Origin of the sequence: Streptomyces sp. SDr-06 (assembly GCF_003324565.1) — a bacterium.
Classification (GTDB): Bacteria; Actinomycetota; Actinomycetes; order Streptomycetales; family Streptomycetaceae; genus Streptomyces.
This window is the reverse complement of record NZ_QOLA01000001.1, coordinates 216,903-239,623: the sequence shown is the minus strand read 5'-3', so window position 1 is coordinate 239,623 and position 22,721 is coordinate 216,903. Positions and strand designations below refer to the sequence as shown.

The 22,721-nt window shown below is 72.1% G+C and carries 15 protein-coding genes; 8 read left to right on the top strand and 7 right to left on the bottom strand.

Annotation, left to right across the window (positions count from 1 at the left end):
• Positions 1-14: 14 nt before the first annotated feature.
• From DT019_RS01030 to DT019_RS01010, 5 genes are all read right to left on the bottom strand, one after another.
• Entirely contained in the window at positions 15-749 is a 735-nt protein-coding gene (locus DT019_RS01030; RefSeq protein ID WP_114034621.1) for a GNAT family N-acetyltransferase, read from the bottom strand.
• Between the two features lie 6 nt (positions 750-755).
• A complete protein-coding gene (gene vioC / locus DT019_RS01025) occupies positions 756-1,778 on the bottom strand; it encodes an arginine beta-hydroxylase, Fe(II)/alpha-ketoglutarate-dependent (RefSeq protein WP_114034620.1) in 1,023 nt (340 codons plus the stop codon).
• 81 nt (positions 1,779-1,859) lie between these two features.
• Positions 1,860-3,704, bottom strand: a complete 1,845-nt coding sequence (locus tag DT019_RS01020) for a non-ribosomal peptide synthetase (RefSeq protein ID WP_114034619.1) — start codon at positions 3,702-3,704, stop codon at positions 1,860-1,862.
• On the bottom strand, positions 3,701-4,861 hold the full coding sequence (gene vioD, locus DT019_RS01015) for a capreomycidine synthase (protein ID WP_114034618.1): 1,161 nt from the start codon (positions 4,859-4,861) through the stop codon (positions 3,701-3,703). The genes DT019_RS01020 and vioD overlap by 4 nt, the downstream gene beginning before the upstream one ends.
• Positions 4,862-4,880: 19 nt before the next feature.
• Positions 4,881-6,296, bottom strand: a complete 1,416-nt coding sequence (locus DT019_RS01010; protein WP_223279239.1) for a KamA family radical SAM protein — start codon at positions 6,294-6,296, stop codon at positions 4,881-4,883.
• A gap of 471 nt (positions 6,297-6,767) precedes the next feature.
• Here DT019_RS01010 and DT019_RS01005 point away from each other — a divergent pair, with 471 nt between their 5' ends.
• The 7 genes from DT019_RS01005 (at position 6,768) to DT019_RS39295 (ending at position 16,659) form a co-directional block, all read left to right on the top strand.
• A complete protein-coding gene (locus tag DT019_RS01005) occupies positions 6,768-7,271 on the top strand; it encodes an XRE family transcriptional regulator (protein WP_223279238.1) in 504 nt (167 codons plus the stop codon).
• Positions 7,272-7,362: 91 nt separating this feature from the next.
• Positions 7,363-9,096, top strand: coding sequence for a carbamoyltransferase (locus tag DT019_RS01000; RefSeq protein WP_114035262.1), 1,734 nt, complete (start codon positions 7,363-7,365; stop codon positions 9,094-9,096).
• Positions 9,093-10,745 carry a condensation domain-containing protein gene (locus DT019_RS00995; protein ID WP_223279237.1) on the top strand — a complete coding sequence of 551 codons (1,653 nt, stop codon included), beginning with the start codon at positions 9,093-9,095 and terminating at the stop codon, positions 10,743-10,745. Before DT019_RS01000 ends, DT019_RS00995 begins: the two co-directional genes overlap by 4 nt.
• A gap of 31 nt (positions 10,746-10,776) precedes the next feature.
• Entirely contained in the window at positions 10,777-12,294 is a 1,518-nt protein-coding gene (locus DT019_RS00990; RefSeq protein ID WP_114034615.1) for an AMP-binding protein, read from the top strand.
• A 55-nt stretch (positions 12,295-12,349) separates the two neighbouring features.
• Positions 12,350-14,032: an ABC transporter transmembrane domain-containing protein gene (locus DT019_RS00985; protein ID WP_114034614.1), complete on the top strand. Its 1,683-nt coding sequence runs from the start codon at positions 12,350-12,352 to the stop codon at positions 14,030-14,032.
• Positions 14,029-15,825, top strand: coding sequence for an ABC transporter ATP-binding protein (locus tag DT019_RS00980; RefSeq protein ID WP_114034613.1), 1,797 nt, complete (start codon positions 14,029-14,031; stop codon positions 15,823-15,825). The genes DT019_RS00985 and DT019_RS00980 overlap by 4 nt, the downstream gene beginning before the upstream one ends.
• A 114-nt stretch (positions 15,826-15,939) precedes the next feature.
• Complete coding sequence (locus DT019_RS39295) at positions 15,940-16,659, top strand: toxin-antitoxin system YwqK family antitoxin (RefSeq protein WP_189389013.1); 720 nt, start codon at positions 15,940-15,942, stop codon at positions 16,657-16,659.
• A 253-nt stretch (positions 16,660-16,912) separates the two neighbouring features.
• Here the strand turns inward: DT019_RS39295 and DT019_RS00970 are convergent, their stop codons facing one another.
• Positions 16,913-18,022, bottom strand: a complete 1,110-nt coding sequence (locus tag DT019_RS00970; protein WP_147267246.1) for a DUF6183 family protein — start codon at positions 18,020-18,022, stop codon at positions 16,913-16,915.
• Between the two features lie 398 nt (positions 18,023-18,420).
• Between DT019_RS00970 and DT019_RS40070 the strand changes: the two genes are divergently transcribed.
• On the top strand, positions 18,421-21,030 hold the full coding sequence (locus DT019_RS40070) for an alpha/beta hydrolase fold domain-containing protein (protein ID WP_223279288.1): 2,610 nt from the start codon (positions 18,421-18,423) through the stop codon (positions 21,028-21,030).
• Positions 21,031-21,187: 157 nt separating this feature from the next.
• Here the strand turns inward: DT019_RS40070 and DT019_RS00960 are convergent, their stop codons facing one another.
• Positions 21,188-22,711 carry an aldehyde dehydrogenase family protein gene (locus DT019_RS00960; protein ID WP_114034610.1) on the bottom strand — a complete coding sequence of 508 codons (1,524 nt, stop codon included), beginning with the start codon at positions 22,709-22,711 and terminating at the stop codon, positions 21,188-21,190.
• Between the last annotated feature and the right edge of the window lie 10 nt (positions 22,712-22,721).

Sequence of the window (22,721 nt, the reverse complement as noted above, 5' to 3'; positions counted from 1 at the left end):
GGTCTGGGCGCGGGTCAGGGCGCGTGATGGACCCAGACGTTCGGCTCGGCGTACGTGCCGTACCCGTCGTCCGCCACCCGCAGGGGGACAAGGCCGCCCGCGAGCGGATAGTCGCCGGGCCCCGGCAGCGGGTGCCCGAGGGCCGCTTCCCAGCGGGCCACCGGCTGCCGGATGACCAGCGACTGAGGGGCGAACCCGAGCTGCCGGGCGCCCAGTTGAAGGTGGGTGCGCAGCCAGGGGTCGAAGCAGCTTCCGTCGGGGCGGCGCCAGGCGGCGTACCGCTCGATCGGGATGAGCGGGTAGCGGGGCTTGCGGGTCGGACGGACGGGGATGATCACGCCGCGCGGGCAGTCGGCCGCGGCGATCTGCCGGACGGTGGTCAGCAACCGCTCGGCATGGCCCGCGGCCCGGTGTTCAGGATCCACCGAGACGGACAGCATGCAGATCGCGTCGGGCCGCTCCGGCCGCCCGTGGTCCACGGCCTCGACCAGCACCTCGTCGGTGCCGGACGGCAGGCCCTGGGGCGTGCCGTCCCAGCGGACCGGGAGTCCGTTGGCCGCCGCCACCAGCCGGCCCTCCTCGTCCACCAGGCAGAGCTGGTGGACCGGGTACTGCTCGTACATGCCGTGCCAGCGCCAGTTGCCGGGGGACTCCCAGCCCATGAACTCCGGCATGTTCGCCCCGATCAGCCGGTCCACCTCGGTCCGCAGCCAGGGGTCCCGCGACAGGTCGGTGAGCGTGAGGGACACGTCGGCTCAGCCCAGCAGCCGGGAGTCGGCCGTCGCCCGCATCTCTCGGGAGCGGCGCAGATCGGCGGTGACGCAGACCCGCTTGAGCCAGCGGTCGGTGCCGTCGTAGCGCGCCGTGAAGGGCAGCCGGCCGTGCACCGCGCGGTGGTTGTCGATGAAGAGCACGTCGCCCTCGTCGGCGACGACCTCCCGCATCCCGGCGTCGATCACCTTGAACAGGGCGTCGTAGGCGCGCCGCGCCTCCGGGTCCTCCTCCGGCACCGAGGTGAAGTAGGGGTCCAGGCGCATGTACGGGTCCACGCGTGAGCCGTACAGCAGCGCGCCCAGCGGACGCTCGTCGATCATCCGCTGGATGGTGGAGAACCGCGCCGCCTCCTCGGGCGAGGTGATCGTGTTGTTCTTGGGCAGGTGCGATTCGTCGGGGGCGATGTAGAAGCGGGGCTCGAAGAGGATGTCGATGTCCTCCGCCGAGAGCGAGGACAGGTCCAACTCGCCGAGCGTGGTGGGTACATGGTCGGGATTGCGCAGTGCGCCCAGGATCAGGTAGTCGCTGCGGTACGGGTGGAAGGCGTCCTCGGTGTGCCAGGTGAGCAGCTCCTTGCTCCCCATCCCGAGCTGGTCGTTCTCGTGCTGACGGATCGGGAAGATGTCGTGCACCAGGTGCCCGTCCTGCTGGGTGGCCCACCCGAACGGCTCGCCCAACAGCGCCGAGTAGAGCATCAGCAGCAGTTCCTCGGCGAACTCCTGGCCGGGCCGGCCGCGGCCGCGCCAGTGGGCGGGCGTGGGGCCGATCCGGTCCTGATCGAAGTGGTGGCCGCGGATCACCACGTGGCCCTGTCGGTCGGCGAGCTTGAACTCGCGCAGGAAATGCTGGACCCCGAGCGGCAGCCGGGCCGCGAGGTGCGGCAGGTCGCGCAGCAGGACGGGGTCGTTGAAGGAGGGGTAGGCGCGAGCCAGTTCGGTGCCCAGGGCGGCGGTGGCGGACGCCTCGTCGGGGGAGAGGGTGTAGCTGGTGGTGTGGTTCGACATGCCAACTCTCGTTACGTGGGAAGAGTGACCTGATGGGATGCCCTGGCGGACAGGGCGTCGCCGCAGAGGCGCTGGTTCGGCTCAGCGCCCCGGCGCGGTGGCGGCGGTGAGCGCGTCGCTCAGCAGCCGGGAGGTCGGGGAGGTGAAGAGGGCGCTCGCGCGCATCCCGGCCGCGGCCGGGAAGGACGCACGGAGCCGCGTGAGCAGACGCATGGCGAGCAGGGACTGGCCGCCATGGTCGAAGAAGTTGTCGTCGGGGCCTAGGTCCGGGGCCTGCAACACCTCGCGGAAGTGGCCGAGCACCGTCCGCAGGGGCTCGTCCATGAGCCCTTCGACCGGCGCGGGGGATGCCGGCGCGGGCGTCGACGCGATGTGGGCCCATGCGGCGAGCAGCCGCTTGTCGACCTTGCCATGCGGATTCTTGGGCAGGACGGAGACCTGGTGGATCACCCGCGGCACCGCCCAGTCGGGCAGCATCGCGGCCAGGTGCGCCACCAGGCCGTCCCGGTCCGCCCCGGTGAGCCGTACGGCCTCCCCGGGCGGCGGGGCCTGCCGAGGGTCGGCGGGCACCACGAACGCCCAGAGCGCCGTGCCGGTGTCCGGGTCGGGGAACACCACGGCCTGGCCCGCCTCCGGGCTCTCGCACAGCGCTCGCTCCACCCGGGCCGGCTCCAGCCGATGCCCGCGGATCTTGATCTGGTCGTCCACCCGTCCGAGGAAGACGAGTTGGCCGTCGTCATCGATGCGGCCCAGATCCCCGGTCACATACATCCGGGCCGCCGGCCCGGCGGCGAGCGGGTCCGGCACGAACCGGCGTGCGGTGGCGGCCTCGTCGTCAAGGAAGCCCCGGGCGACCAGCGGGCCGCCGATGCAGATCTCCCCGGTCTCGCCGTCCGGCACCGGTCGCCCGTCCCGCCGTACGCTGATCTCCACGTCCCGCAGCGGGGTGCCGAGCGGCACCTCGGTGGCGTCCCGCGGCAACAGGCCGGTGTACAGGGTGGAACTGACGGTGCATTCGGTGAGGCCGTAGACATGGGCCAGGGCGGCCGACTGCGTGCGCTGCCACTCCCGGTAGGGCGCCGGGTCCATCCGCTCGCCCCCCACCACCACCGTGCGCAGCCGGGGCGGCGTGCCCAGGTCCCGCTCGGTGAGCCAGCGGGCGTACTCCAGCCAGTACTGGGTGGAGAGTTCCACCACGGTGGTGCCGGTGGCCGTCAGCAGAGCGTGCAGTTCCTCGGCGTCCAGGGCGCGGGTGTCGCTCCTGCAGACCACCGCCGCGCCGGCCGCGAGGGCGGGGAAGACCTCTTCGATGACCACGTCGAACCCGAGGGAGGCCACTTGGAGCCAGCGGTCCTCGCCGGTCAGTGCCAGCCGCTCGGCGACCGCCGACGCGAACCGGCCGAGCGAACCGCGCTCAACGACCGTGCCCTTGGGCGCTCCGGTGGAGCCCGAGGTGAAGAGCACATACGCGAGGTCGTCGCTCCTGGCCTGTCGCTGATCGCCACCGCGGTGGGGGCCTGCCGGCTCCGGTACGTAGGCGCCTTCGGGTGCGTGGTCCCCGTCCCCGGCCCAGATGGCGGCACCGGTACGGCGGACCAGCGCCGACCGCGCCGCCGTCGGCAGCCGGTCGTCGAGCACGGTGAACCCGGCCCCGCTCTTGAGCGCCGCGACCATGCCCAGCACCGTCTGGGCCGGGTCGTCGAAGGCCAGGCCGACGAGCTGACCCGGTCCCGCCCCGCGCCCGGCGAACGAGGCCGCCCACGCGTCGGTGAGCCGGTCCATCGCCTTGTACGTCAGCACGCGCGCCGGGGTCACCAGTGCGGGCGCATCCCCGCGGTCGCGCACCGAACGCGCCCACTGCGCCGTGAAGTCGGGCTCCGCAAGGCCCGGCCGGCTCTCCGCGGCCCCTGCCGCCGCCACGCTCATCGCCCAGCCCCGCGTTCGCGCAGGAATCCGGACAGCTCCGCGAGCCCGGCCCGGAAGGCCGCTTCGCCGCCGCCGAAGCCGAGCCGCACCCCGTGTGGTGCCCCGAAGGCGGTCCCGGGCACCAGCAACGTCCGGTGCCGGGCGAGCAGTTCGCGGCAGAGCTGTTCCACCGCCCCCGGCGCCGTGCCCGGCCGTTCCAGTTCCCGGAGCACCGGCAGTGCGCACACCCCGCCCTCGGGCGGGGTCCACCGCACCAGGTCCTCGTGCTCCGCCATCCACTCTGTCAGGTGGCCGAGGTTGCGCCCGGCCTCTTCCGCCCGCGGTCCGATCAGCCGGTCGGCGTTCCGCATCGCCCGCTCGGCGATCAGCTCCACCAGCGGCGAGAGGAACAGCGTGGTCCGGTCGCGCAGAGGGAAGGTGGCGTGCAGCAGTTCCGGCGGCGCGATGGCCCAGCCCACCCGCAGGCCGGGCAGCCCGAAGGTCTTGGAGTACGTGCCGTAGGAGACCGTGTCCGGGTACAGGGTGCCCGGGTCCGGCAACACCTCCCAGCGGTGCGCGATCTCGGCGGTCGCCGCGTCCCAGACCAGCAGCGCCTCCGCCTCCGCGACCCGCGTGAGCAGAGCCTTCAGCCCGTCCGGCGAGAGGGAGGTCCCGCTCGGGTTGTGCGGGAAGTTGACGATGACCGCGGCCGTGCCCTCGGTCACCAGCGCGGCCAGTACCTCAGGGTCGATCTCTCCGTCCCGCACGGCGCCGGCCGGCAGCACCGTCACCTCGCACCCCGCCGCCCGCGGGTAGTGGCCGAGGGAGTGGTAGATGCCCTCCTGGACCACCACCCGGTCGCCCGGCCGCAGCAGGGTGCCCAGAGTGAGGGCGATGGCCTCGCTGGAGCCGTGGGTGACCAGCACCCGGTCGGCGTCCCCGGCGGCGTAGCGGTCGGCGATCGCCTGCCGGATGCCCGCTCCGCCCTGGGAGACGCTGTCGTCCATGACGACGGCGTCGAGGTCCTCCGTGCGGATCCCGCACAGGTCGCGTATCTCGGCGAAGGTGTACGGATGGACGCCGCTGGAACTGATGTCGACGACGTCGGGGCTCAGATGCCGGCGGTACCACTCCTCCAGGACCGGAGGCTCTTCCCGCTGCGGACGGAGACTGCTCATGGCTGTGCGACTGTCCCTTCTACCCTTGACGGGTGGTCTCCTGCCACCACCGCTGCCCGGACAGCGGCAGCGTGTCGATGGGGTCGTAGTAGTGGTACGAGCCGCTGTGGGCGTCCGGGTCCGCCGCCTCCAGGGGCGTCAGATAGCTCTTGCTCCAGTGGGAGATGCCGAGGTCCCGGTCGTAGGCGTCGGTCTGGTCCACCCACCGCTTGCCGGCCAGCGGCACGTCGCACACGATGCGCGGGGTGGCGAACCCGGGCAGATAGCCCATGATCTGACGCTGCATCAGCTGTGCCCGGTGCAACGGCACCCGCCAGTGCTCGGCGTTCGGGATCATGTCGCACATGTAGAAGTAGTACGGCGTGACACCCGCGTGATCGGTGAGCGCGAAGCACAGGTCCAGCAGCTCGTGCGCGGTGTCGTTGACCCCGCGCATCAGCACGCCCTGGTTGCGTACGTCGCGCAGTCCTGCGGCCAGCAGCGCCCGGGCCGCCTCCGCGACCAGCGGGGTCACTTGCTGGGCCGCGTTGGCGTGGGTGTGCAGCGCGATCTGCACCCCGCGCGCCCGGGCCACCTCGCTGACCCGGGCGATCCCGGCCAGCACCGGCGCGGAGTTCCAGTACTGCGGCAGTCCGATCAACGCCTTGCTGGCCAGCCGGATGTCCCGAATCGAGTCGATCGTCAGCAGCTCGGATATGAAATTCTCCAGGCGGGGCCAGGGGAGGTTGGCCAAGTCCCCGCCGGACACCACCACATCGCGGATGCCGGGGGAGGCCCGCAGGTGGGCGAGGATCCGCTCGGCCCGGTCGACCGGTTTGAGCTGGAGCTTGCTCTTGGTCACCTGGGGTGTGGAGTTGCCGACCAGGTCCATCCGCGTGCAGTGCCCGCAGTACTGCGGGCAGGTCGACAACAGCTCGGCGAGGACCTTGGTGGGATAGCGGTGAGTGAGCCCCTCCACCACCCACATGTCCTGCTCGTGCAGAGAGTCCCGGCTCGCCATCGGGTGCGAGGGCCATTCCGGGTGGCGGTCGGAGAACACGGGCAGCATGTACCGGCGCACCGGGTCGTCGTAGAACGCCTTGGTGAGCTCGCCGGGCCGGGCCCCGGCCACGTGCGGGGCGATGGTGTTCAGCATGTGCGGGGGGAGCAGCACCGACATGGTCGCCCGATGCAGCCGGTCCTGCTCCCAGTCGGCGTAGAACTCCCCGTCCAGCAGGTCCCCGACGACCGCGCGCAGGCCCTTGGCGTCCTTGACACAGTGGGCGCGCTGCCACTGCGGGTCCGCCCATTCGGCGTCGGTGACGTCGCGCCAGCCGGGGAAGCGCCGCCAGTCGGGCTCGACCAGGTCACCGCGCCGGTACTCGTACATGCCCTCGGGCGGTACTGATTCCGCTTGGCCACGTGCTGTGTCCAGGTCCACCGCGTCGCCACCCATTTCCCGTCCGTTTCGGCCGTACCTCCTGACGTGGACCGATCTTGCAGAGCCGCGCGGTTGTACACGAGGGAGGGCCGTTGTACAGGGGCGTAGACAGGGTGCGCCCCGTACAACTCGCCGGGTTGTGGCCGGAAGCGGAACGCCGAGGCCGGGAGGGTGTCAGTCCTTGGGCGGGGTCGCCGGAAATCAGCCGACACTGCCGGTGTATGGCTCGAAATGCCGGATGTTCACTTGATCGGCATGTCACTGGCATGTACCAATGCCCACAGTGGCCCCTGCCGGAGGTTGTACGCCGACCACGTCAACCACCGGGGCCGCACCGCTGTGCCCGCAGGTGGCCGAACAGCCCACCCCACGGGCTCCCGATCGCGCGCTCCTATCGAGATGATCGACTTCCCAGGGGGTAAAATGCCCAGGCCAGAGCGGTTACTGGACCCCACGGCCGGACCGCTGGAAGAATTCGCCCACGGCTTGCGCACCCTCAGGCGCCAGGCCGGCAACCCCTCCTACCGCGCGATGGCGAAACGCGCGCACTACTCCGTGGCCACCCTCTCCGAGGCCGCCCGGGGTTTGCACAAGCCATCGCTCAAAGTCACCCGCGCCTACGTCGCGGCCTGCGAGGGCGACATCGCCACCTGGACGCGCCACTGGCACCGGGTGACCAAGGAACTGGAAGCCCGCGCCGCCCTCTACGACCACCGGGAACCCCACAGCGGCGAGCCTCCGCACGCGGCCGCCGGACGCGGCCGAGCCGCACCGCCGGGCCCTGCTTCCCGTGACCGCCGCGCGCCGAGCGACGACGGCCCGCTGTCCGGCCGCGAACGCGAGGAACTGCGCCGGCTGCGCCGCGAGGTGGAGGAGTTGAGGCACGCCAACGAGGTACTGAAAGCCGCGTCCGCCATCTTCGCGGCAGACCTCCGCACAACGTCCAAGGTCGTGTACAACTCCCGCGATCGACAAGATCGGTTGGCGTAATCGGAGGAGACCCGGCCCGACTCGTTCCCGACCGGAACCGACTCGAGCCGGCCCGGACCGGATGATCCCGACCGACCTTTGGGGACTGACCATGCGTGTGCTCGGAGTCAACGGCTGGCCCGGTGCCAGCCACGACGGTGCTGCCTGCCTCGTCGTGGACGGCGAAGTGATCGCCATGGCGGAGGAGGAACGCTTCACCCGCAACAAGCACGCCTACGGCGAAGCGCCCCTGAACGCGGTGGCCTACTGCCTCGCCGAGGGCGGCCTCACCCTCGGCGACATCGACGTCGTCGCCCACGGCTGGGACCTCCCCACCCTCTTCGGCGATCGGGGCCTCGACTGGTTCCGCACTGACGCCGACGCCCTCGAACACCTGCTGCCCAAGGCCCTGTTCCCGCGTACCCGGGACCCGCGGCTGACCTTCGTCAACCACCACATCGCCCATGCGGCCAGCGCCTACCACCTCTCGGGGCGTGACCGGGGCGCGATCCTGGTCCTGGACGGCCAGGGCGAGAACGAGAGCACCACCCTCGCCGTCGGCATCGACGGCGAGATCAAAACCCTCCGCGCCCATACCCCCGGCTGGTCGCTCGGGTACTTCTACGCCGCGGTCTGCGAGTACGTAGGCCTCGGCGCCGACGCCGCCGGCAAGATGATGGGCCTCGCCTCGTACGGCCGGCCCCAAGACCTCACCTTCGGCGGGGCGTTCAGCTTCGCCGACGAGGACTTCACCATCGGCGTCGTCCCGCCCGATCTGCGCTCCACCGGCACCACCGACGAGGAGACCGCGACGATTCGGCACTGGATGGCGCACCTGGAGAAGACACTCTCCGGGGGTGCCAACCGCTCGGTCCGCCGCTTCGACCCACACCTCGGCCGCTACACCCGCGTCACCGACCGCGACCCCTTCGAGTACCGCGACATCGCTGCCACCGCACAGGCCGCCCTGGAACAGGCAGTCGTCGCCCTGGTCCGCGGTCTGCTCCGGGAGACGGGCGAGTCCACGTTGCTCATCGCGGGCGGGGTCGGCTTCAACGCCACCCTCAACGGCAAGCTGATGCGGCTTCCCGAGGTCGGGGACCTGTTCGTTCAGCCGCTCGCCGGTGACCAGGGGGTCTCCCTCGGCGCGGCCGTGTGGGTCGCCGCCCAGGAGGGTGACCGGATCAAGCCGATGGAGGGGTCGGTGGCCTGGGGACCGCAGTGGTCCGCGGACTCCGTCCGCCAGGTGCTCGACGCTTCCGGCACCGCCTACACCGAGCACGACGACATCGCCTCCGCCACCGCCGACATCCTCGTCCGCGGCGGCGTCGCCGGCTGGTTCCAGGGCCGGGCGGAAGGCGGGCCCCGCGCGCTGGGCCACCGCAGCATGCTGGCCGTGCCCTCGCCCGAGAGCACCCGCGACCACGTCAACGTCCGCATCAAGGACCGCGAGGCATGGCGGCCGTTCGCCCCGAGCATGCACGAGGAGGCCGCCCCCGCCCTCATCGGCACCGCCACCCCGCTCCCGTACATGATCGTCACCACTCCGGTCACCGAAGCAGGCGCGGCCGCCATGCCCGCCGTCGTGCACAGCGACCGCACCACCCGCCCCCAGACCGTCTCGCACGCCGTCGACCCGCTCTACCACCGCCTGATCGGCGAGGTCGGCCGGCACACCGGCACCGCCGTGGTCCTCAACACCTCGTTCAACGGCCGTGACGAACCGGTGGTGTGCAGTCCGCGCGACGCCCTCGCCACCTTCCATCGGCTGCCCATGGACGCCCTCGCGCTCGGCCCCTTCCTGGTGCGCCGCCCCGAGGGCGCCGTCGGCGGGGAGCACGCGTGACCGCACCGACGCACCCGGCCGCCCTCCGCGACCCGGCCCGGCCGGACGAGGTACACGCGCACCTCGCCGGATGGCTCGCCGAGGCCGTGCTGGATCCGGACCCGGACCTCTCCGCCCCGCTGCGCGACCTCGGCGTGGACTCCCTCGACCTGATCCGCGCCGCCCGCCGGATCGAGGCCGCCTTCGGCGTGCGCGTGCAATTGCGCCAGCTGTTCGCCGAGGAGCTGACCCTCGACCAGCTGATCCTGCTGGTCGCCGACCAGGCCGGCCGACGCCGCGCCGCGGGCGGCGCCGAACCGGGCGCCGCCCACGAGCCCGTCGTCCTGACCCCCTCCCAGGAGCAGGCGTGGGAGGAGCAGACCGGCAGCCGCGCCCACTGGAACCAGGCGCTGCTCTTCACCACCCGCCCCGACCTCGACCCCGTCGCCTTCGCCCAGGCCGTACGGCACCTGGTCGCCGGACACGCCTCGCTGCGGCTCGCCATCGAGGCCCCGCCCGCCCGGCGCCCCCGCCAACTGACCGCCGCGCTCGCGCCGGGCGACCCGCTCGACGGGATCCTCGACGTGGTGGACGTCTCCGAGCTCGCGGACGCCGACCTGCCGGCGGCGGTCGCGCTGCGCTGCGCGGTGGAACAGCGCTCCCTCGACCCGCTGGCCGGCCGGATGGTCCGCTTCGTCCGGTTCGACGCGGGCCCGGCCCGCCCGGGCCGGCTGCTGATCGCCGTCCACCAGCTCGCCTTCGACATGGTCTCGTGGTCCATCCTGCTCGCGGACCTGGAAGAGCTCTACGAGGGCGTCGCCGCCGGACGTACGGACGTACGGTGCACCGAGGGCACCTCCTACCCCCAGTGGGCCCAGGCCCTCGCCGACCACGCCCGCACGCCCGAGACCGAGGCGGAGAGCGAGTGGTGGACCGAGGTGGCTCGCACCCCGGGCCAGATCCCGCTCGACCGCACGCCGCCCGACCCGAGGGCCGCGAACACCGCCGCCACCGCCGCCACCCGCACCGAGGAATTCGCCCCGGACTTCACCGCCCGGCTGCTGGAGACGGCCCGCGCCCACCGCTGCCACCCCGGCGAACTGTTGCTGCACGCCCTCGGCGAGGTGCTCGGCGACTGGCAAGGGGAACGCGCGGTCCGGGTGGACGTCCTGCGGCACGGCCGCGAGGAGGCGATCGGCGACGTCGATCTGGCCCGCACCACGGGGTGGTTCACCACCACCGTCCCGGTCCGCCTCGACCTCGCGCCCGGTACCCCGACGGAGCGGCTGGCCCGCACCGTAGGCCACCTCGCGGCCCTGCCCGGCGGGGGAGTGGGGTACGGAGCGCTGAGCCGGCACGGCCGACCGCGGCTCGCCGCCGCTCTGCGCGGCGCGCTGCCCAGCGATGTCTCCTTCGACTTCGAGGGCGACGAGTCCGACGGACTGCCGCTCGGAACCCTGCTGCCGGCCATCGCGGAGGAACCGGTGGGCGAGATCACCGGTCCCGACTGGGTGCGCCCACACCTCCTCGAGGTGATCGCCACCACCGACGACGGGGTGCTGCGCGTCGAATGGTGGTACTCCACCGCGCTGCACGACCAGGACACCGTACGACGCCTCGCCGAACGGCACCGCGCGGCCCTCGCCGCCCTCTGCGCATCCGCCACCTGACCCGGACCCACGACATGGGAAGCCGCATGCCATGACCCTGCCCAGCGTGCTCGATCCCTTCTTCGCCGTCGCCCGAACAGACCCCGACCGGCCCGCCGTCCTCGACAACGGAGTGACCGTCGGATACGGCCAACTGGCCCGCTGGGCCGGGGCGGTGGCCGACCTCGTGGCCACCCGCGGCCCGGCCCCCCACCCGCCGGTGGGCATCGTCGCCCACCACAGCGCCCGGGACATCGCCGCCATCCTCGGCGTGCTCGCGGCCGGACGGGGCTATGTTCCGGTCGTCGACGAGCCCGCCGGCCACATGGACCAGGCGCTGCGGGCGCTCGGTTGCCGCGAGGTGGTCACCACCGCCGAAACCGGCCGGCTCCCCGCCGTGGACCGGCTGCTGCGGCCCAACTGGGGCCCCTCCCGGGCCCCGTTGCGAGAGGCGGGCGAGCCGGTCGGGGCCGATGATCCGGCGTACGTCCTGTTCACGTCGGGCTCCACCGGCGCGCCCAAGGCGGCCGCCGTCCCGCACGGCGCTCTGCACGCGGTGATCCCGCAGCTGCGGGAGCGCTACGGCGTCGGACCGGACACCGTGGCGCTCAACTTCCACCGCGCCGACGGCGACACCAGCCTGGAGGAGATCCTGCCCACGCTCTGCGCGGGCGGGCTCGTGGTCATCGACGAGAACAGCGAGACCGACCTCGGGGGCGTGCTCGCCGAGGCCGAGATCACCGTCGTCAACCTGCCCGTCGACTACTGGCACGTGTTCACCGGCCACCTGCTGGAGCACGGGCTGAAACTCCCCGGCACGCTCGACACGGTCGTCATCGGCGGCGAAGCCGTCCGCCCGGACATGCTGGAACGCTGGCACCGGCTCGGCGCCGACGGGGTCCGGCTGCTCAACACGTACGGCTCCACGGAGACCGCGCTGGTCACCCACACCGCGGAGCTGGCGGGCCCGGCCGCCGAGGGCCCGTTCCCCGAGGGGATTCCGATCGGGCGCCCGCTGCCGTCCGTACGGCAGGCCATCGTCCCCCGCGCGGACGCGCCCGGCGGCACAGCTGCCCCCGGGGAGCTCTACCTGGCGGGTCCGCATCTCGCGACCGGCTACCTCGACGATCCCGAGCGCACTGCCGCCCGGTTCGTCCGCGCCGACAGCGTCGGACTCGGTGACGTCGGCGACCGCACCCGCTGGTACCGGACCGGCGACCTCGTCCACGAGGCCGCCGACGGCAGCCTTGTCTTCCACGGCCGGATCGACCACCAGGTCAAGATCCGCGGCCACCGGGTGGACCTGCTGGACGTCGAGCACCACCTCGGGCGACAACCCGGAGTCATCGCCGTGGCCGCCGCCGAGCACGTCAAGGGCGACCACAACTCCCTGGTCGCCTTCGTGGTCCTGGCCCCGGACGCCCCGAACGACGTACGGGGGCTGCGCGAGGGACTGCGCGCCACCCTGCCCGCGTACCTGGTGCCCGACCGGATGGTCGCGGTGCCCGCCCTCGTGCACACCCGCACCGGCAAGGTCGACCGCGCCGCCACCCGGGACCGCTACCTCTGAACCCGCCGCGGGACCAAGCCCTGTCGCCAAGGTCCCCCCTGCCTGGAGCCCTCCCTTGGCCAACAGACTGTTCGACGCCTCAGTGTCCCCGGCGGCCGTACCGGAAGCCGATGCCCGGGGCCCCTGGGCCTACCTGTGGTGGCTCGTGCGCATCCGGCCCTGGCCGCTGGTGCTCAGCGCCCTGCTCGGCATGGCCTGGATGGTCCCGCTGGCCCTGCTGCCCCTGGTCATCGGCCGGGCCATCGACGAGGCCGGCCGGGACGGCGACCCGGCCGGCCTCTATCTGTGGGCCCTGCTCGCCCTCGGCCTCGGCCTCATCCAGGCGCTGGCCGGTGCCGGCCTGATCCAAGCGGCTGTCGGTGCCGAGGCACACGCCCTCTCGTACACCCACCGGGTGCTGATGCGGCAGGTCACCCGGCTGGGCGGGACCCTGCGCGCCAAAGCCCGCTCCGGTGACGTGGCTGCCTCGGCCGCGGCCGACGTCGAGAGCATCGGCAACTCCTTCGAAGTCGTCGGCCGGTCGGTCGGCGCGGTGGTCGCCGCCGTGCTCGTGGCCGTCGCGCTCACCGTCACCTCACCCGTCCTCGGCCTCGCCGTGCTCATCGGCGTACCCGCCGCCGTCGTCGGCATCGGGCCCCTGCTGCGTCCCCTCCAGGAACGCGACGAGGAGCAGCGCGAACAGATGGGCATCGCCACCTCCCAGGCCGGGGACATCGTGGCCGGACTGCGCATCCTGCGCGGCATCGGCGGCGAGGCGGCCTTCGCCGAGCGCTTCCGCGTCACCAGCCAGCAGGTGCGCCGGGCCGGGGAGTCGGCCGGCCGGATGGAGGCCTGGCTCGAGGCGGCCGGGGTGTTCCTGCCCGGCCTGGTCACCGTCGGCATCGCGTGGCTCGGAGCCCGCCTGGCGCTCAACGGCACCATCACCCCCGGCGAACTGGTCGCCTTCTACGGTGCTTCGGCCTTCCTCACCCTGCCCGTCAGTACCGCCACCGAGGCCGCGGAGACGCTCAGCCTCGCCAAGGTCGCGGCCGGCCGGATCTGCACCCTGCTGCGCATCACCCCGGTACCGGAGCAGCCGGCCCACCCCGAGCCGCTGCCCGCCGGCCCCCTGTCGCTGACCGACGAGGACACCGGACTCACGGCCGAGGCCGGACTGCTGACCGTCGTCGCGGCCCCGGCCGACCGGGCAGGCGCCCTCGCCGACCGGCTGACCAGGTACGGCGAGCAGGTCGCACCGTCGGCCGTACTGGTCGGCGGCGTCCCGCTGGACCGCGTCGACCTGGCCGAGCTGCGCGCCCGGGTGCTCCGCTCCGGCCCCGCCGACACCCTCTTCAGCGGCACCGTGGGGGAGGAACTCTCCGCCGGCCTCGCCCGCTCGCGCGGCGCGCTGACCGACGCGCTCTTCGCGGCCGACGCCACCGATGTGGTGGAGGGTCTGCCCGACGGCCTGGACGAGTACCTCGGCGAGGGCGGCCGGGCCCTGTCGGGCGGCCAGCGCCAGCGCCTGGTGCTGGCCCGCGCCCTGCTCGCGGCCCCCGACGTACTGGTCCTGGAAGACCCGACGGCCTCGGTGGACGCCCAGACCGAGGCCCGGATCGTCGAGCGGGTGGCGGCCCTGCGCGCGGGACGTACAACCGTGGTGTTCAGCGACAGCCCGCTGTGGCTGGGCGTCGCCGACCGGGTCCACCTCCTGGACGCCGACGGCAGCCCCGCCCGCGCCGAAGGAGTCCGCTCATGACGACCGCCACCGACACCGCGGAGACCAGCGGTTCGACCACGCTCGGCCGGCGCCGTCTGCCACTGGCCGGCCGAGCCGAGGTGCGTAGTTGGGTCGGCGCCTTCGTCCGCGCCAACGCGGGCCGGCTCACCCTCACCCTCGCGCTCTTCGGTACCGCGCTGGTCGCCGGGCTCACCGGCCCCCGGCTGCTCGGCCGGCTCGTCGAGTCGGTCAAGGCCGGCACCACCACCGCCCACGTCGACACCCTCGCCCTCGCCTTCGTCGCCCTCCTCGTCGTCCACGCGCTGCTGGCCCGGGCGGCCAAGGTGCAGGCCACCCTGCTCGGCGAACGCGTGCTCGCCCGCACCCGCGAGGACTTCGTCCGCCGCGTCCTCGGGCTCCCGCTGTCCGAGGTGGAGAGCGTCGCCGCCGGGGACCTGCTCAGCCGGGCGACCACCGACGCCGACCGGCTGAACGACAGCATCCGCCAGGCCGCCCCGCGGATCGCCCTGGCCGCGGTCACCCTGGTGTTCACCGTCGCGGCCATCCTGCTCACCTCTCCCGTGCTGGCCCTCGGACTGATCGCCGGCGTGCCCTTCGCAGCCGTCTCCACCTGGTGGTACCGCCCCCGCGCCACCCGCGCCTACGAGCAGCTGCTGGCGCAGGAGGCCGATGTCCTGGCGGTCACGCACGAGACCACCCGGGGCTGCTCCACCGTCGAGGCACTGGACCTCGGTCCCCGCCAGCGGGCTCGCCACGGCGTGGCCGTCGACCGAGTGGTCCGCACCCGCCAGCGCACCACCTGGCTGCAGACCGTCTGGTTCCCCAGCCTGGACCTGGCCACGATGGTTCCGATGGCGCTCACCCTGCTCATCGGCGGACTCGCCTACCAGCGAGGCGCCGTGGGCCTGGGTGAACTCACGGCCGTGGTGCTCTACGTCCAGGCCCTCGGCGAGCCGCTCAACGATCTGCTCACCTGGACCGATGAGCTCCAGATCGGCAACGCGGCACTGCGCCGCATCCTCGGCGTCGAGCGGCTGCCGTGCGAGGAGCCCAAGCCCACCGCCCCCACCCAAGGCCACGGCATCAGCCTCACCGGGGTGGGATTCGGCTACGGGCCGGCCCGCGAGGTGCTCAGCGGAATCGACCTCGAACTCGCCCCGGCCGAACGGCTCGCCGTGGTGGGCGCCTCCGGCGCCGGCAAGTCCACCCTCGGCAAACTGCTGGCGGGCGTTCACCATCCCACGCGCGGCACGGTCCGGATCGGCGGCGCCGACCTCACCTCACTGCCGGTGGGCCAACTGCGCCGGGAAGTCGTCCTGGTCACCCAGGAACAGCACGTCTTCACCGGCACCCTGCGGGAGAACCTCACGCTGGCCGACGAGGGAGGCAGACCGGACACGGAGTTGTGGGACGCGCTGGAGACCGTACTCCTCGCGGACTGGGCGCGGTCGCTGCCGGACGGCCTGGACGGTGAGATCGGCTCCGGAGCGGCCCCGGTCTCGCCGTCCGCCGCACAGCAACTGGCCCTCGCCCGCGTGCTGTTGTCCGATCCGCACACCCTGGTGCTTGACGAGGCCACCGCGCTGCTCGACTCCTCGGCCTCCCGGCGGGTCGAACGTTCCCTGGCCGCGCTCATCGAAGGGCGTACGGTGGTCTCCATCGTCCATCGGCTGGACTCGGTGCGCGACGCCGACCGGATCGCGGTCATGGACCGCGGTCGGATCGTGGAACTCGGCAGCCATGACGAACTCCTCGCGGCCGGGGGAGCCTACGCCTCCCTGTGGCGCGCATGGCGTTCGGCCCGCCCCTGACGGCCGGGGGCGTCACGCAGGATGCGCGCGGTGACGGTGGCGGGAACTCCTCCGATCGCGCCGGGCGTCCTACAGGGACGGGACAGTTCGTTCGCTTCGGGGAAGGGTGGGTCCATGCGCGGTGATCGGCCGACCGAGGACCAGCTGACGAGGACTTTCGGCGCCGTGCTGGAAGAGGTGCTCAGTGGCCAGGGTCTGCGGACCTGCACCGGGCTCGACATGGCAACGGATGACGCGCTCTGGGAGATCGCCCAGTATGGTCCGGGGGCCCCTGCCGAACTTGTCGACGCCGCCCGTGCCGCCTTCGCCGGGCAACTGGACGGCAGCAACGCCGCGCGCTGGCGCGCAGAGCTCAGGCGCAAGGTGGCAGCGCGCGGGCAGCGCGCCCCTGAGCGCGGGTCAGGGCCCACCACTGAGGCTCGTGGCGGTGCGGAGCCGCCGGCGAAACCGCTCGGGGCGACGCCGACTTCCGTACGGGTGACGCGTATCAAAGGCGACCAGACCTACTTGGACGAGTACGGACGCACCTGTCACGCAGGGGAACTGTTCACTGGGGAGGTCGAGGAAGTCGCGGACAACGGGCACGTCGAGCTGCTCGGCACCTACTGCTCGGGCATCGAGCACGGGCGGCAGCGGGAGTGGTGGCCGGACGGGACCAAGCGGGCCGAGGGCGTGGCCATCATGGGTGCCGCGGTAGGTGAGTGGCGGTACTGGCACGCCAACGGCCGGCCGTCGGAAGTGGTCGTTTTCAATGAGAACGGTTGGGAGATGTCGAGAAAGCGCTGGAATGCCGTAGGCGAGCTGATCATGGATCACGTGACGCGGCGGGCCTGATCCTCAGGCAGGATCACTGGAGCGCTCGTTCGGCGAGTCGGCGTGCGTGATGCCCGTCGTGGCTCCGTGGCCGTCGGCGTCGACGCCGCCTCGCACTCTGGCTCGCGGCGGACTGGGTCGCATCGGAGAACGGCGACGACCAGTACGTCAGACAGTCCGCCGGTGGTCCCGTCGAGGCCCGGATCGGCGGGACCGTCGTGGCGGGCGACCGGGTGAGGGTGGAGCTGACCGTCTGCCTCGGACGCGCCGGCGCTCAGGGTGTGTCCGTGGCTGCCAGCACAGCCAGTCGGCGGCCGTTCGGTGAGAGGGCCACGACGGCGAGGTCCCAGCCCTGGTGGCGGAGCCACCCGCTGTCGCTGTCGAAGCCGTACCACCGGTAGGCCGCCACCAGCGCCTCGACCTCGGCCACCGGGGTGCCCTCTGCCACTCCCGTCAGTCCGGCCAGGGAACGCCAGGCCGCAAGGCGGCCATGGGCGCCGTACTCCGCCGATTCATACGCCCCTCCCTCGGCCGCGGCGTTGAACAGGACCTCCCAGACCTCCACCGGAAAGCAGCGGCCGAGGCTCACCTGGGCCGCCACGGCCGTGCACTCCAGACCGATCGTCCCCAGGGCGGCGGGCAGGCCGGCCGCCGCCAGCGGCTCGACGAACTCGAACACCCGGGCCTCGAGCCAGCCGTTCGAGTCCTCGGCCCAGTTCCGCGCGGCGGCAGCGATCAGCTCGCCGGTCGCTGGCGTGGTGGTCTCCCTCACGCCGGGCAGCGGCACCGGGGCGCTGCCGGAGTGCCATGTGAGTGCCTCTTGCCGGGTGCGGCTCTCCCCGTCCGGGAAGCGGGCCGGCACGGGGTGGCCGAGCTCGAACTCGGCACGGCTGAGCGGCAGCCAGGCGAACCGGCCGTGTCCTTGACGCGAAGCGCCCGCCCAGTTGGCCACCTGCGGCAGCCCGGCGAGGTCGACTCCTCGGACCACCAACTCCTGTACCAGGCAGGCCCGCAATTCGTCCGGTCCATCCGCCCCGTCACTGAACAGGACTGCCAGGTCCGCTGGTTGCTGTGCCGACACCAGCAGGGAGGCGGCCAGGCTCGGGAAGTAGCTGCCGTCAAGAGCCTGGGCCAGCCGGCCCGTGGCGAGGACCTGGCCGGGGCCGGGCGTGCGGGCGAGCAGCCGCAGCAGCCCGTCGCGCAGCCGCACGTACTGCCACAACTCATGCTCTCGGCCGCGGTACTCAGCAACGAGCCGGACACCCAGCTCGGCGACCCGCTCGCTGTCCCCGGCCGCCAGCCACTGCTCGGCGAGCCGCCACACCCCCGTCACACTCTTCAGGCCCGGCAGATCCCGCACGAGTTCAGCCATGTCATCAGCCACGCGGGTGAGCCTATGCCGATTCCCCCTGGTGGGGACGCGCGGCACCTGTCGCTGTCGGCGCAGGAGGCCCTGCGACGGCGGGCGGTGGCCGACCCCATCAGTTTCTGATCAATATCTGCCCCATGACGATCTCGGCAGAAAGGGCCTCCATTCATGGACCCAATGAGGCATTAGAACGCTTTATCTTCTGGATGGGGCCGGGAGCGCAGGGCATTTCGGACGCTGCCCGACGAGGGATCCACACCATGAACGAGCTGACCGGGCCTACCTGCGTGCCCGTTCCCCGACTGCTGTCGACTGGGGCGCGCCGTGGGCACTAGGCACCGCACCATGACCCGGCAGGAGCCCGTAGGCGGGCTCGCGGGCCGGGAAGCGGAGGTCGGCCGGATCCTGGAGCGATCGAGCAGGGGCGCGGTGCCCCGCGGGCTCTGCTCGTCACGGGCGAGGCGGGGAGCGGCAAGACGTCGTTGCTGGAGGTCGCTGCCGAGCACGCGCGGGTGACCGGAACGCATGTACTGAGGGCTCAAGGCTTCGACGGCGAGTCGGAGCAGTCGTTCGCGGCTCTCCACCAGTTGCTGCTTCCACTCATTCCGGGCGCGGCCGATCTCCCGGGCCACCTGAGGGAGGTCCTGGAGACCGCGTTCGGCCTCGCCCCGATCACCAGACCCGCAGAGCCGATGCGGCTGCACGTCGCCGTCCTCACGCTGCTGGTCGAGGCCTCGCGCCGTCGACCCGTCGTGCTGCTCGGCGATGACGTCCAGCTCTTCGACCGGGACTCCCTCGACGTTTTGGGGTTCGTGCTCCGCCGTTTGGCGGCCGAGCCGGTGACGGTGCTCCTCGCGGCCAGGGGGCTGACGCCTCCGGACCCCGCTGTCGCCCACCTGCCCGTCCTCTCCCTGGGACCGCTGACGCTACAAGCGGCAGCCCGCCTTCTGGACGCCCAGCCCGATTCCCCCACCGGCAGGGCCCGGAGTGAGGTTCTCGAGCAGGCTGACGGCAATCCTCTGGCCATCATCGAACTGTGCCGTTCCGTGCGATCGGGCAGCCCTCTCGGCCAGGCGGAGGGCGCACTGCCCCAGACTCAGCGGATCCAGGAGATGTTCGCCGCCCAGTTGCGCGCGCTGCCGGCCATCACCCAACGGGTGGTGCTCTACGTGGCGGCCTCCTCGGACCAGGAGGACCTGCAGACCATCATGTCCGCAGCGGGAGTCGACGCGGATCTGTCGGTATGGGCGCCCGCGGAGGACGCCGGGCTGATCACGATCGCGGGCCGCCAGGTGGGTTTCCGGCACCCGCTCGTGCGCGCGGGCGCCTACCAGGGCGCCCCGGCGCACCTGCGGCAGCGAGCGCACGTCGACCTCGCGGCCGTACATCAGGACGATCCGGCGCGCCAGGCCTGGCACCTGGCCGCGGCCTGCATCGGCCAGGACGAATCCGTGGCGGCCACGCTGGAGGACACCGCCGAACTCGTCGAACAGCGTGGCGGGTTCTACGCGGCCGCAAGGGCGCTCGAACGATCCGTCGCGTGCAGCCCCGCCCTGGAGGACCGGGCACGCCGATACGCCAAGGCACTGAGAGCCGCCAACAACGCGGGCGACACCTTTTGGGTACGCGAGCTCCATGCCAAGGTCACCACACTGACCGAGGACCGCGACCTGCTCGGCGTCGCGGCGAACGGGGCCGGTCTGGCCCTTTCCATGGCCGGCCATCAGCGGGAAGCGTTCCAGCTCCTGATGGGCGCCCTGGAACCAGACCTGCCGCAGGACGCCAGGACGACGCTCGCGGTAACCGCCGTGATCGGCGCGGTCGCCTTCCAGTCGGGCCTGTCCGAGGGCAGGCGCCCTCTGGTTCCCCTCCTCGACGCCATCGAGACCAGCGCCGTCAGTACGCCCTATTCCGAGCTGGTCGCGGACGAAGCCGTCAACGCTCTGCGGGCCGTCATCCTCTGCGAAGCGGATCCGGTCAGGAACGCCCCTGCCCTGCTGAGCCGAACCCGGCGGCCGAGCTTGCTTGAGCCGCTGACGGGCATCGCGGAAATGATCCGACTGCAGACGCTGGGCGCGGTCGCTTGGTGGGCCGACGAGTCCGAGCTGTGCGTGGAAACTTTCCGGCGGGCGTTCGCCATGCTCCGCTCGTACGGAGCCATCGGAACGGGCGCGATCGCCCTGTCGGCCATGTGCTCCGCCCTGATCAACGTCGGCCGGTGGGCGGAGGCCGACGAGCTGCTGGACGAGGCGGCGACCCTGGCGGCCGTCCAGAAGATGAAGCACATCGAAGTCGACATCGAAGCCCTCCGGGTGACCCTCCAAGCCCTGCGAGGCGGCGACGCGCAGACCCACACACGGATGATCTGTGAACTCGTGACCGCCAGTGACGCCGTGTTCGTGGTTCCCGAGTACACCCGCACTCCCGAGGCCCGCTATCCGGTAGCGCTCGAAGAGCTGTACGCCGTACTGACCTGGCTGACCGGCAACGCCCCGGACCTCGCGCTGGACGGTCGGAGGCTGGCGGTGGCCGGCGACTGCGCGGGCGCCACCATGGCCACAGCACTCACCCTCATGGCCAAGCAACGTGGCGGCCCTCGCCTGCGCGCACAACTGCTCTACTATCCGACGACCGCCCCGCACTGCGACACCGCCTCGCGGAAGCACTTCGGGTCCGGCTACCTCCTCACCACCGAGGCCCTGGACTGGTACTGGCAGCAGTACACGGACGACGATCGAGAACTCGCCGAAGCCACGGCCTCCCCGCTGCGGGCGACAACCGCCGAGCTCGCGGGCCTGCCCCCGGCACTGGTCATCACGGCTGAGGCCGACGTCGTCCGGGACGAGGCGGAGCAGTACGCGCGCCGGCTACAGCAAGCAGGAGCGGCCGTGACCGCCGTCCGCTACCTCGGAACAGTCCACGACTTCGTGTCGCTCAACGCTCTTCGCGACAGTCCGCCCACCAAGGCCGCCGTCCGCCAAGGCGGCGCCTTCCTCAAAGCCGCTCTCACCGCTGGGCGGTGAGAGCGCGGAGCGGAACCGCCCCAGCACCCAGGCCCCAGAACCTCCAGCACGTTGTCTCCTACGCGGCGACGTGAGGCAGCCTGATGCCCACCCGGAGTGACTTCGGTACCGGGCTGCCTGGAGCGTAACGGCGGCTCCAAGCACCCCACGTGAGGCTCTAGAAGAATCCGAGCTTCTTCGGGCTGTATGAAACCAGAAGGTTCTTCGTCTGCTGGTAGTGGTCCAGCATCATCCGGTGCGTCTCCCGGCCGATGCCCGACTGCTTGTAGCCGCCGAAGGCGGCGTGGGCCGGGTAGGCGTGGTAGCAGTTGGTCCAGACCCGGCCTGCCTGGATGGCGCGGCCCGCGCGGTAGGCGGTGTTCATGTCGCGGGTCCACACGCCCGCGCCCAGGCCGTACAGGGTGTCGTTAGCCGTGCCGATCGCGTCGTCGAAGTCGGTGAACGAGGTCACCGCCACCACCGGGCCGAAGATCTCCTCCTGGAAGATCCGCATGCGGTTGTCCCCTTCGAAGATGGTCGGCTGGACGTAGTAGCCGCCCGCCAACTCGCCGTCGTACGAGACGCGTTGGCCGCCGGTCAGGATCTTGGCGCCCTCCTGCTGGCCGATGTCGAGGTAGGAGAGGATCTTCTGGAGCTGGTCGTTGGAGGCCTGCGCGCCGATCATCGTGTCGGTGTCCAGGGGGTGGCCGGGGACGATCTGTTCCGTGCGGGCGATCGCCGCTTCGAGGAACTCGCTGTAGTGGCCGCGCTGGATGAGGGCGCGGGACGGGCAGGTGCAGACCTCGCCCTGGTTGAGGGCGAACATCGTGAAGCCTTCGAGGGCCTTGTCGCGGAAGTCGTCGTCCTGCGCCCACACGTCGTCGAAGAAGAGGTTGGGGGACTTGCCGCCCAGCTCCAGGGTGACCGGTTTGATGTTCTCCGAGGCGTACTGCATGATCAGCCGCCCCGTCGTGGTCTCCCCGGTGAAGGCGATCTTCGCGACGCGCGGGCTCGACGCCAAGGGCTTGCCCGCCTCCACGCCGAAGCCGTTGACGATGTTCACCACGCCCGGCGGCAGCAGGTCCGCCACGAGACTCATCCAGAAGTGGATGGAGGCCGGGGTCTGTTCGGCCGGTTTGAGGACGACGGCGTTGCCCGCCGCCAGCGCCGGCGCCAGCTTCCACACCGCCATCAGGATGGGGAAGTTCCACGGAATGATCTGGCCGACCACGCCCAGCGGCTCGTGGAAGTGGTACGCGACCGTGTCGTCGTCGAGCTCGCTGAGCGAACCCTCCTGGGCCCGCAGGGCGCCCGCGAAGTACCGGAAGTGGTCGATGGCCAGCGGGATGTCGGCCGCCAGCGTCTCGCGCACGGGCTTGCCGTTCTCCCAGCTCTCGGCGACAGCCAGCTCCTCCAGATGGGCCTCCATCCGGTCCGCGATCCTGAGCAGGACGTTGGCCCGCGCCTCCGGGGAGGTGCGTCCCCAGGCGGGCGCGGCCGCGTGGGCCGCGTCCAGGGCCAGCTCGACGTCCTCCGCGGTGCCGCGGGCGATCTCGGTGAAGGGGCGGCCGTTGACGGGGCTCGGGTTCTCGAAGTACTGGCCGAGCCGGGGCGGCACGTACGCGCCGCCGATCCAGTGGTCATAGCGGGACTGGTACGCGACGAGCGCGCCTTCGGTGCCGGGCGCTGCGTAACGGGTCATCTCCGTGGCC